This is a genomic window from Aquitalea aquatica (assembly GCF_013911085.1).
In the GTDB taxonomy this organism is placed as follows: Bacteria; Pseudomonadota; Gammaproteobacteria; order Burkholderiales; family Chromobacteriaceae; genus Aquitalea; species Aquitalea aquatica.
Map to the genome: position 1 here is coordinate 23793 of NZ_JACERN010000015.1, position 10414 is coordinate 34206.

At 59.1% G+C, this 10414-nt stretch carries 8 protein-coding genes; 3 read left to right on the top strand and 5 right to left on the bottom strand.

Going from position 1 to position 10414, the window contains the following annotated elements; all coding sequences use genetic code 11:
• Positions 1–184: 184 nt before the first annotated feature.
• From murA to H2Z84_RS04395, 4 genes are read right to left on the bottom strand one after another with little or no spacing between them, the layout of a single operon-like run.
• A complete protein-coding gene (murA, locus tag H2Z84_RS04380) occupies positions 185–1438 on the bottom strand; it encodes a UDP-N-acetylglucosamine 1-carboxyvinyltransferase (RefSeq protein ID WP_103524704.1) in 1254 nt (417 codons plus the stop codon).
• An 8-nt stretch (positions 1439–1446) separates the two neighbouring features.
• A complete protein-coding gene (locus tag H2Z84_RS04385; RefSeq protein WP_059286005.1) occupies positions 1447–1695 on the bottom strand; it encodes a BolA family protein in 249 nt (82 codons plus the stop codon).
• A 22-nt stretch (positions 1696–1717) separates the two neighbouring features.
• On the bottom strand, positions 1718–2473 hold the full coding sequence (locus H2Z84_RS04390; RefSeq protein WP_181834894.1) for an ABC transporter permease: 756 nt from the start codon (positions 2471–2473) through the stop codon (positions 1718–1720).
• Positions 2473–3375 carry an ABC transporter ATP-binding protein gene (locus tag H2Z84_RS04395; RefSeq protein ID WP_181834895.1) on the bottom strand — a complete coding sequence of 301 codons (903 nt, stop codon included), beginning with the start codon at positions 3373–3375 and terminating at the stop codon, positions 2473–2475. Before H2Z84_RS04395 ends, H2Z84_RS04390 begins: the two co-directional genes overlap by 1 nt.
• A gap of 656 nt (positions 3376–4031) precedes the next feature.
• On the opposite strand from H2Z84_RS04395, the gene H2Z84_RS04400 reads away from it, so the two are divergent.
• From H2Z84_RS04400 to H2Z84_RS04410, 3 genes are read left to right on the top strand one after another with little or no spacing between them, the layout of a single operon-like run.
• The gene (locus H2Z84_RS04400; protein ID WP_258869285.1) at positions 4032–5225 is read left to right on the top strand and encodes an efflux RND transporter periplasmic adaptor subunit; all 1194 of its coding nucleotides are present in this window, start codon (positions 4032–4034) and stop codon (positions 5223–5225) included.
• Positions 5226–5238: 13 nt separating this feature from the next.
• Positions 5239–8382, top strand: a complete 3144-nt coding sequence (locus H2Z84_RS04405; protein WP_181834896.1) for an efflux RND transporter permease subunit — start codon at positions 5239–5241, stop codon at positions 8380–8382.
• Entirely contained in the window at positions 8375–9769 is a 1395-nt protein-coding gene (locus tag H2Z84_RS04410) for an efflux transporter outer membrane subunit (protein WP_181834897.1), read from the top strand. The genes H2Z84_RS04405 and H2Z84_RS04410 overlap by 8 nt, the downstream gene beginning before the upstream one ends.
• Positions 9770–9830: 61 nt before the next feature.
• Here the strand turns inward: H2Z84_RS04410 and H2Z84_RS04415 are convergent, their stop codons facing one another.
• Positions 9831–10184: a DUF5329 family protein gene (locus H2Z84_RS04415; protein WP_181834898.1), complete on the bottom strand. Its 354-nt coding sequence runs from the start codon at positions 10182–10184 to the stop codon at positions 9831–9833.
• Between the last annotated feature and the right edge of the window lie 230 nt (positions 10185–10414).

Sequence of the window (10414 nt, forward strand, 5' to 3'; positions counted from 1 at the left end):
CTCCGGGTACTTCCCCTTTGGAACTAACCATTCATTATTGGTCCTCTGGGCATTTTTACAGAAATTCTTACAATTTGATCAAAAAAATATGGCATCAATCCGAATTTACCCGGTATTGATGCCATATTTGGTCAAATTATTGCCAAGCAACGCTAAACGTCACGCCTGGCGCAAACGACAGGTCCTAGCTGATACGTTCGATCTGCGCGCCGACAGCGCCCAGTTTTTTCTCGATATATTCGTAGCCACGATCCAGGTGATAGATGCGGTCGACAATGGTTTCGCCCTGCGCCACCAGGCCGGCCAACACCAGGCTGGCCGAGGCGCGCAGGTCGGTTGCCATTACCGTGGCACCGGACAGCTTGTCCACCCCGTGCACCACCGCAGTATTGCCTTCCACCTCGATGCGCGCGCCCATGCGGTTCAGCTCTGGCACGTGCATGAAACGGTTTTCGAAGATGGTTTCAGTTACCACCCCGGTACCCTCCGCCACGCAGTTCAGCGTCATCAGCTGTGCCTGCATGTCGGTGGGGAAAGCCGGGTAAGGCAGGGTACGGAAATTGATGGCCTTGGGACGGCGCTTCATATCCAGCGAAATCCAGTCATCACCGGCTTCGACCACCGCACCGGCTTCCACCAGCTTGTCCAGCACCGACTCCATGCTGCGCGGTGCGGCATTGCGCAAGATCAGATGGCCCTGGGTAATGGCAGCAGCGACCAGGAAGGTACCTGCTTCGATACGGTCGGGCATGATGGCGTATTCACAGCCATGCAGCTTGTCTACGCCCTCGACCACCAGCCGGTTGGTACCGATGCCGCTGATGCGTGCACCCATGGCCACCAGGCAGTTGGCCAGGTCAGTCACTTCCGGCTCGCGCGCGGCATTTTCCAGAATGGTGGTGCCATCCGCCAGCGCAGCGGCCATCAGCAGGTTTTCAGTCCCGCCCACGGTCACCACATCCATCACGATGTGTGCACCACGCAGGCGCTTGGCCTTGGCCTTGACGTAGCCATGCTCGATCACCACCTCCGCACCCATGGCCACCAGACCCTTGATGTGCTGATCTACCGGGCGGCTGCCAATGGCACAGCCACCGGGCAGGGAAACGGTGGCCTCGCCAAAGCGCGCCAGTGTCGGACCCAGTACCAAGATGGAGGCGCGCATGGTTTTCACCAGATCATACGGTGCCACCAGGCTGTCCAGATGATCGGCGGTGATTTCCATCTCATGCACATTGTCGGTCATCACCCGCACACCCATGCCTTGCAGCAGCTTCTGGGTGGTGGAGATGTCGCGCAGCATCGGCACATTGGTAAAGCGCATGGTGTCGGCAGTCAGCAGGCTGGTGCACAGAATCGGCAGCGCCGCATTCTTGGCACCAGACACGCGGATTTCGCCATTCAGCGGACCATTGCCGCAGATTTTCAGTTTGTCCATATCGGGGATCAGCCTTGCAGTTTTTCCCACTCGTCCGGCGTAGCTGCCTTGACGATGGAAAGGGCGTGGATTTCATTGCTGGCCAGACGGGTGGCAATCACTTCCTTCACCAGACGGTGACGGTCGATCAGGCGCTTGCCGGCGAATTCTGCCGACACCACGGTAGCGTAAAAATGATGGCCGTCACCTTCTACTTCCAGATGGGAGCAGTTAAGACCGGCGGCGATGTATTGTTTGACCTGTTCGGTGGAAATCATGTGTGTATCCTGAAAACGCATCCTAATGGCGCAGCTTGTAGCCTGATTTGATCAGCCACAAAGCCAGCCCGGAAAGCAAGATAAAACTACCGCCAACCACGCTCAGCGACAGCCAGGGGCTGACGTCGGCCTGGCCGAAAAAGCCGTAACGGAAACCGTCGATCATGAAAAAGACCGGGTTCACATGCGATACCGCATACCAGAATGGCGGCAGACTGTTGATGGAATAGAACACGCCAGACAAGAAAGTCAGCGGCATGATCAAAAAGTTCTGAAACGCGGCCAGTTGATCGAATTTTTCCGCCCAGATGCCGGCAATCACCCCCAGGGTACCCAGCACACCGCAGCCAAGCAGGCCGAACAACAAGGCCCAGAGGGGATGGCTGGGCAGCGGCAGGCCAAACCAGGCCGTCACCACCAGCACCCCGGCACCGACAGCCAGGCCGCGCACGATGGATGCCAGCATGTAGGCGGCAAAAAACTCCAGCGCGGTCAGCGGCGGCAGCAGCAGAAACACGATATTGCCGGTGATCTTGGATTGAATCAGGCTGGAGGAGCTATTGGCAAAGGCATTCTGCGCCATCGACATCATGGCAAGGCCCGGGATCAGGAAAGCGGTATAGCCCACCCCCGGATAGGCCTCGGCATGACGCGACAGTACATGGGAGAAGATCAGCTGGTACATCAGCGCCGTCAGCACCGGCGCGGCCACGGTCTGGAAAGATACCTTCCAGAAGCGCACCAGCTCCTTGCGGAATAAAGTCAGGAAGCCCTGCATCAGCCACGCTCCCCGTGCATCATGTTGACGAACACGCTTTCCAGATCCACCTCCACCACATTCAGTTCGCGTACACGTACGTCGGCTTCGCGCAGCGTGGCCAGCACGCCTTCCAGCTGGCTCAGATCCGCCAGCTTGAGCACGATGCGTCCATCCTCCTCGCGCACCTTGCTGGGCAGCAGGCTATCCGGCAAGGGTGCCGCCAGCTTGAATGCCACCTCGCGCTCCTTGCCATGCTGCAATAGCTTGTCCTTGCTCTCCAGCGCCACCAGTTTGCCGCGCTTGAGCATGGCAATGCGGTTGCACAGGGTTTCGGCTTCTTCCAGATAATGCGTGGTCAGCACAATGGTATGGCCGGCTTCGTTCAACTCCTTGACGAAGGCCCACAGGCTCTGGCGCAACTCGACATCCACCCCGGCAGTCGGCTCATCCAGCACCATCACCGGCGGGCGATGCACCAGCGCCTGCGCCACCATCACGCGGCGCTTCATGCCGCCGGACAATGCGCGCAAATTGACATTGGCCTTGTCGGCCAGCCCCAGCTTGAATAGCAGCTCGTCAATCCAGTCGTCGTTACGGGTCAGGCCAAAATAGCCGGATTGAAAACGCAGGGTTTCCCGCACCGACAAGAAGGGATCAAACACCAGTTCCTGCGGCACCACACCCAGGCTCATGCGCGCCGCACGGAAATCGCGCACCACATCATGCCCCATGATGCTGATGCTGCCGCTATCCGGCCGCGACAAGCCGGCCATGGCAGAAATGAGCGTGGTCTTGCCTGCTCCGTTTGGCCCCAGCAAGGCAAAAAACTCGCCGGCTTCCACACGGAAGCTGACGTCATCCAGCGCCTGCAGCGCACCATAGCGCTTGCTGACCGCTTGTATTTCGATGGCCGAAGGCATGAGGTTGGTGAATGCTCGGAAAAAAGAGAGCGATTATACCGCCGCCCTTCCGGCCTAGGGAAAAGTTGTGTCCTTGCCGCTGCCTGCCAACAGGACAAAACATGGTGCCCGCACGCCCGTCATCCCGCCTGCCGCAGCGGGCCCTTGCCTGCGCAGCCGACAGAAGTGCTCACCACATCACGCTCCCCTCTGCGGCAGCCTCACGGAGCAGATTGAGTCCGCGCTGGCGACCTGCTTTCCCCAGCCCGCTTGCAGCTTGCACAGCACTAGTCTGGAGCCGGAGGTGTTGTTTTTTAAGTACATTTGCGCAGCAGATATGCCGATGAATCTCACCCTGACATAGCGGTGATTTTTAAGATCTTTTTGCTTTCACGCAGAGATAAGAACGAATTTTCTGAATTATTGTCTTTATTTATCAGAAATTAATGCTGTATTCGCATTAACGCCATTTTACATACAGACATGAATGTATATAGAATGCGCACTCTCCCTTGCTGCCTGTCACATGACTATGTCACCTTGCATACAGGCCAGCATGACAATCAATACAGTAGACAGCACTGAAACTAACAATATGTCCCTACCTGCAGCCCCATCAGGGGCTGCGCAGCGTGCAGGGGCTGCAGATTTTCACTTCAACTTGTCGAGGACATTCCATGTCTATGCACTCACTTTCCCTGCCCGCGCGGCCTGGCAAATGGCTGTTATTGAGCGCCCTTGCTGCCAGCCTTGCCGGCTGCGGTCAAAAAGCCGATCCTGCGGCACAAGCAGCCATGCCGCCCATGCCGGTATCGGTCATCAAGATTAGCGCACGCAATATCCCGGTGAATTTTGAATATGTTGGACAGGCCGCCGGCTCACGCGAAGTAGAAGTGCGCGCCCGCGTGGGTGGCATTCTGCTCAAGCGGGCCTATACCGAAGGCCGCCCGGTAAAACAGGGCGATTTGTTATTCCAGCTGGACCCGGCCACTTATCAGGCCACGCTGGAGCAAGCCGCAGCCGCACTGAAAGTGCAGGAAGCCCAGCTCGCCAGCACACGCCAGGATTACGAGCGCGTGATGCCCTTGTTCAAGGAAAATGCCGTCAGCCAGAAAGACCGTGACGATGCCGTCGCCGCCTATCAGGCTGCACAGGCACAGGTTGCGGCTTCACGCGCCAAGCTGAAAGAAGCGCAGATCAATCTGGACTACACCCGCGTTACCGCGCCGATCTCCGGCATGACCAGCCAGGAAACCCGTTCCGAGGGCAGCCTGGTGTCCACCAGCGCCGACGGCAGCCTGCTCACCAAGATTTCCCAGCTGGACCCGATTTACGTCAATTTCAGCATGTCGGACAGCGATCAGATGAACCTGCGCAAGCTACAGGACAAGGGCTTGCTCAAGCTGAAGGACAACGGCCACTTTGAAGTGGCGCTCAAGCTGGCAGACGGCAGCCTCTTCGACCACAGCGGCTTCCTCAACTTCACCGACAGCCTGGTGGACAGCACTACCGGCACCATCCGTTCGCGTGCCTCGCTGGCCAATCCGCAGGGCAAGATCCTGCCGGGGCAGTTTGTGCGGGTCATCCTCAAGGGTGCCGAGCGCATTAGTGCCATCGCCGTGCCACAGCGTGCTGTGCTGACCACCCAGCAAGGCAAGATGGTGTGGATAGTAGGAGAAGGCAACAAGGTACAACCGCGGCCAATCACCGTGTCGCAGGACGTGGGCCTGGAAGTCCTGGTGGAAACGGGTCTCAAGCCGGGTGAGCAGGTGGTGGTGGACAACATCATCAAGCTGCGCCCGGGCGCCGAGGTCAAACCGCAGCCCTACCGGGCCGACGCCAGCGCTCCTGCTGCCAAGCAACCCGCTTAAGAGGTCCTGAGCCATGTTTTCCGCCTTTTTCATCAGGCGGCCGATCTTTGCCAGCGTGATTTCCATCATCATCATGCTGGCCGGTCTGGCTGCCATCAAGGCTTTGCCCATCGAGCAATATCCGGAGATCGTACCGCCGGTGGTCCAGGTGACCGCCAGCTATCCGGGCGCGTCGGCCGAAGTCATCGCCAACACCGTGGCCGCTCCGCTGGAGCAGGCCATCAACGGTGTGGACAATATGCTGTACGTGCAGTCGGTCAGCTCCAGTAGCGGCAAATTGTCGCTCAGCGTGTCGTTCAAGATCGGCACCAACGCTGACCAGGCCACCATCAACGTCAACAACCGGGTGCAGTCAGTCACCTCGCAACTGCCGGAAGAAGTCCGCCGCCAGGGGGTGAATGTCACCAAGAAATCGTCTTCCATCCTGCAGGTGATTTCGCTGTATTCGCCGGACAACAGCTACGACACACTGTTCATCAGCAACTACGCCTTGCTGAACGTGGTGGATGAACTGAAACGGGTACCGGGCGTGGGTGACGTGGTCAACTTCGCTGGCCAGGATTACTCCATGCGGATCTGGCTGAAGCCGGACCGTCTGGCCCAGCTCAAGCTGACACCCAGCGACGTATCCAACGCCATCAAGGAACAGAATGCCCAGTTCGCCGCCGGCAAGATCGGTGCCGAACCTCAGCCGGGCAAGCTGGACTTTACCTATACCGTCACCACCCAGGGCCGCTTGTCTGAGCCGGAAGAGTTTGAAAACATCATCCTGCGCTCCAATAGTGATGGCTCGGCGGTACGCCTGAAAGACGTGGCACGGGTCGAACTGGGGGCACTGTCCTACGACTTCAACGGTCGCCACAATGGCCGGCCCACCATTCCTATCGGGATTTTCCTGGCGCCGGGTGCCAACCAGTTGGCCACGGCACAGGCGGTGGAAGCTGAAATGCAGAAGCTGTCCGTCAGCTTCCCCAAGGGCATGAGCTACGGCATCCCCTACGACACCACCAAGTTTGTCGAAGTGTCGATCAACGAGGTCTACCACACCCTGGCCGAGGCCATGCTGCTGGTATTCGCCGTGGTCTTCCTGTTCCTGCAGAACTGGCGCGCCACGCTGATTCCCTGCCTGGCGGTACCGGTGTCCATCGTTGGTACCTTTGCCGGCATGTATCTGTTTGGCTTTTCCATCAATACGCTGACGCTGTTCGGCATGGTGCTGGCCATCGGCATCGTGGTGGATGATGCCATCGTGGTGCTGGAAAACGTCGAACGGCTGATGACCGAGGAAAAGCTCAGCCCGCTGCAGGCCAGCTTCAAGGCCATGGAAGAAGTGTCCGGCGCGCTGGTCGCCATTGTGCTGGTGCTGTGTTCGGTATTTATCCCGGTCGCCTTCCTCGGCGGCATCGCCGGTCAGATGTACAAGCAGTTCGCCATCACCATTGCGGTGTCGGTCACCATCTCCGGCCTGGTGGCCCTGACGCTGACCCCGGCACTGTGCGCACTGATCCTGAAGGAAGGCCATCAGCATCCGGCCCGCTTCTTTGTCTGGTTCAACAGCTGGTTTGACCGCCAGACTGCACGCTACACCACAGGCGTCAGCTTTATGATCAAGCGTGCGCTGCTGGGCCTGCTGTTGTTTGCCGGCCTGATCGCACTCAGTGTCGGGCTGTTCCGCACCATTCCGTCCAGTCTGGCCCCGGATGAAGACCAAGGCTATATCTTGGCCGTGGCCATCCTGCCTGATGGCGCCTCGCTACAACGTACCGAGGCCACCATGGACAAGCTGGATGCCATGATGGCCAGCAACCCGGCAGTGAAAGACCGCATGTCCTTCGCCGGCTTTGACATCCTCTCTGGCGGCAACCGCACCAATGCCGGTGTGTCCTTTATCACCCTCAAACCGTGGGATGAGCGCAAGACACCCGATCTATCCTCACAGGCGGTGGTCAAGGATGTCTTTGGCAAAGGCATGATGGGCATTCGCGACGGCATCGTGCTGGCCTTCAATCCACCACCGATCTCTGGTATGTCCAATACCGGTGGTTTTGAAAGCTATGTCCAGTCGCGCGCCGGCGGCAGTGCCGTGGAGCTGGGCAATATCACCAAAAAACTGGTGGAAGCCGCAGCCAAACGGCCGGAACTGAAGGGAGTGCAAACCACCTTCTCGGCCAGCGTACCGCAGTTGTTCGTCAAACTGGACCGGGCCAAGGCCAAGTCGCTGAATGTGCCGATCAATACCGTGTTCGACACCATGCAGAGCACTTTTGGTGCGCTGTATGTCAACGACTTCAACAAGTTTGGCCGCACCTTCCGCGTGCAGCTGCAGTCCGAAGCCGATTTCCGCAGCAAGGTGGATGACCTGCGCAATATCTATGTCCGCTCGCAGGATGGCAATATGATCCCACTCACCGCGCTGGTGAATGTGGAACAAACCACCGGCCCGGAAAGCCTGGAGCGCTTCAACATCTTCCCGGCCGCCAAGGTCGTTGGTGGTCCGGCGCCGGGCTACAGCTCGGGTGATGCACTCAAGGCGATGGAAGAAGTCGCGCAGGAAACCCTGCCGGAAGGCTATAGCCAGGCCTGGACCGGCTCAGCCTTCCAGGAGAAATCCAGCAGCGGCTCATCGGTGATGGTGTTTGCCTTCGGCATGATCATGGTGTTCCTGATCCTGGCGGCGCAGTACGAACGCTGGAGTCTGCCGATCAGCGTGCTGATGGCCGTACCGTTTGCCGTATTCGGTGCGCTGATGGCCAATTGGCTGCGCGGTCTGGCCAACGACGTGTACTTCCAGGTGGCACTGGTGACGCTGATCGGCCTGGCCGCCAAGAATGCCATTCTGATCGTCGAATTTGCCGTGATGAAGATGGAAGAAGGCATGGAGCTGGCCGACGCCGCCCTGGCCGCAGCGCGACTGCGTTTCCGCCCCATCGTGATGACCTCGCTGGCCTTCGTGCTGGGCTGCGTACCACTGGCCATCTCCAGCGGCGCAGGCTCGGCCAGCCGTCACTCCATCGGTACCGGGGTGATTGGCGGCATGCTGGCAGCCACCTTCATCGCCACCTTCTTCATCCCCATGTTCTTCATGGTGATCATGAAATTTTCCAAACGAAAAGCGCCTCAGCTTGATAGCGAGGCAGGAGGCAAGGACCATGCGTAAACGCACACTCCCCTTGCTGCTAAGCCTGGCTCTCACGGCCTGCGCGGTCGGCCCGGACTACAGCCGGCCCAAGTTCGACCTGCCGGCCAGCACGACAACGCAGCAGGCCAGCATAGCCAGCGACTGGTGGCAGCAGTTCAACGACCCGGTGCTTGATCAGCTGATTAGCGAAGCCCTGCAACACAACCAGGATCTGGCGCTGTCAGCCGCTCAGGTAGACGAAGCCGCTGCACTGGCCGGCATCGCTCGCGCCCAGTTGCTACCCAGCCTCGCCGCCAATGCCGGCTACCAGCGCGCTCGTACCTCGGCCGAAACCACCACGCCCGGCAGCCCGCTGGTGGCCGATGTCCGCAATGCCAATCTGACGGCCAGCTGGGAGCTGGACTTATGGGGCAAGCTGCGCCGCAGCAGCGAAGCGGCACGCGCCACCCTGGCAGCCAGCCAGTACAGTCGCGATGCAGCCAGACTGTCGCTCAGCGCCCTGGTGGCGCAAACCTATTTCCAGATGCGCGCCTTCGATGCACAGCTGGATATTGCCAAGCGCACGCTGGACAGCCGCGAATCTTCATTGCAGCTCCGCCAGAAGCGCTTCAAGGGCGGCATGACCTCCGAGCTGGACATGCGCCAGGCCGAATCGGAAGCTGCCTCGGCACGTGCCACCATTCCGCAATTGAGCAAGTCACTGCAGCAAACTGAAACTGCGCTGGCCGTCTTGCTGGGTCGCACGCCACGCGAACTGCTGGAAGGCAAGCTGCAGCGGGGTCAGGCCATTGACCTGCTGAATGTGCCACCCAGCATTCCAGCCGATTTGTCATCCGGCCTGCTGGAACGCCGCCCGGATCTGGCAGCGGCCGAAGCACAGCTGATCGCCGCCAATGCCCGCATCGGCGTGGCCAAAGCAGCCTACTTCCCCAGCATCAGCCTGACCGGTGCACTCGGCTCGCAAAGCCTGTCGATGGAAACGCTGTTCAGCGGTGCCACCCGCACCTGGAGTTTTGTCGGCAATGCGACGGCACCCATCTTCAACTTTGGCCAGACCGGCCTGAATGTTGATGCTGCCAGCGCCCGCCAGCGCCAGGCACTGGCCCAGTACCAGAAATCGGTGCAGACCGCCTTCAAGGAAACACAGGATGCACTGGTTGCCAGCAGCGCGGCACGCGAGGTACAGGAAGCCCAGACCACCCAGTTGACTGCCCTTAACCGGGCGCTGCATCTGGCGACACTGCGCTACGACAACGGCTATTCCAGCTATCTGGATGTACTGGATGCAGAGCGCAACACCTTTCAGGCTGAGCTGAATCTGGTCAATGCCAAGCTGGATCGTCTGAACGCGGCCATCAGTCTATACAAGGCCCTGGGTGGAGGCTGGGAAAACAAGACAAATTGATATTTGATCAAGATGTACAAAAGCCGCTGCAAAGCGGCTTTTTTTGTGTGCTACATCCCGCTCAGCGCTGCTGTCGGTACTGTTTCAGGGTAGTGCGTAGCCAGACTGCAGACTCCTGTACCGGAGCCCCCGGACAAGCCAGATGGTAAGGCTTACCGGAAAGATAGCTTTTGCTGGCAACCCCCTGGATAAAATCATCGGCGCTACGGACCTGATCCCCGGCTTTATCCAGTTTCATTCTCAGGTGATCCACCGCCGTCGCGGCATCATACCAACTACCGCTACGCTCAAATCGGCATTGCGAACTAGCAATTTTAGTCAATAAAAACTGAATCTCCTGTCCAGCTACCCCGGTAGGCATCGCTAGTGCCTGCTGCACAGCAAGCAACAGCAGGACTGCTCCATATTTCTGCATCGTGTCTCCACTCATCAAGGACTATTGGCACCACCACTCCACGATCATGCCGGCCCTCATTCGATATGGCCAGCAACAGTAGCTGCTGCAGCAAGACCTCTGTCAGACGCAACAAAGCCGCCCAGGTGGCGGCTGTGCGGGCATCAGCAGCGGCGCGAACGGCCGCAATGCAGCACCGCCATGCAAAAAGCCCAGCTCGATTGAGCTGGGCTTCTAATGGGGAGTCTGGC

Coding starts and splice junctions, on each gene's coding strand:
- murA (WP_103524704.1), bottom strand. CDS start 1,438: ATGGACAAACTGAAAATCTGCGGCAATGGTCCGCTGAATGGCGAAATC.
- H2Z84_RS04385 (WP_059286005.1), bottom strand. CDS start 1,695: ATGATTTCCACCGAACAGGTCAAACAATACATCGCCGCCGGTCTTAAC.
- H2Z84_RS04390 (WP_181834894.1), bottom strand. CDS start 2,473: ATGCAGGGCTTCCTGACTTTATTCCGCAAGGAGCTGGTGCGCTTCTGG.
- H2Z84_RS04395 (WP_181834895.1), bottom strand. CDS start 3,375: ATGCCTTCGGCCATCGAAATACAAGCGGTCAGCAAGCGCTATGGTGCG.
- H2Z84_RS04400 (WP_258869285.1), top strand. CDS start 4,032: ATGTCTATGCACTCACTTTCCCTGCCCGCGCGGCCTGGCAAATGGCTG.
- H2Z84_RS04405 (WP_181834896.1), top strand. CDS start 5,239: ATGTTTTCCGCCTTTTTCATCAGGCGGCCGATCTTTGCCAGCGTGATT.
- H2Z84_RS04410 (WP_181834897.1), top strand. CDS start 8,375: ATGCGTAAACGCACACTCCCCTTGCTGCTAAGCCTGGCTCTCACGGCC.
- H2Z84_RS04415 (WP_181834898.1), bottom strand. CDS start 10,184: ATGCAGAAATATGGAGCAGTCCTGCTGTTGCTTGCTGTGCAGCAGGCA.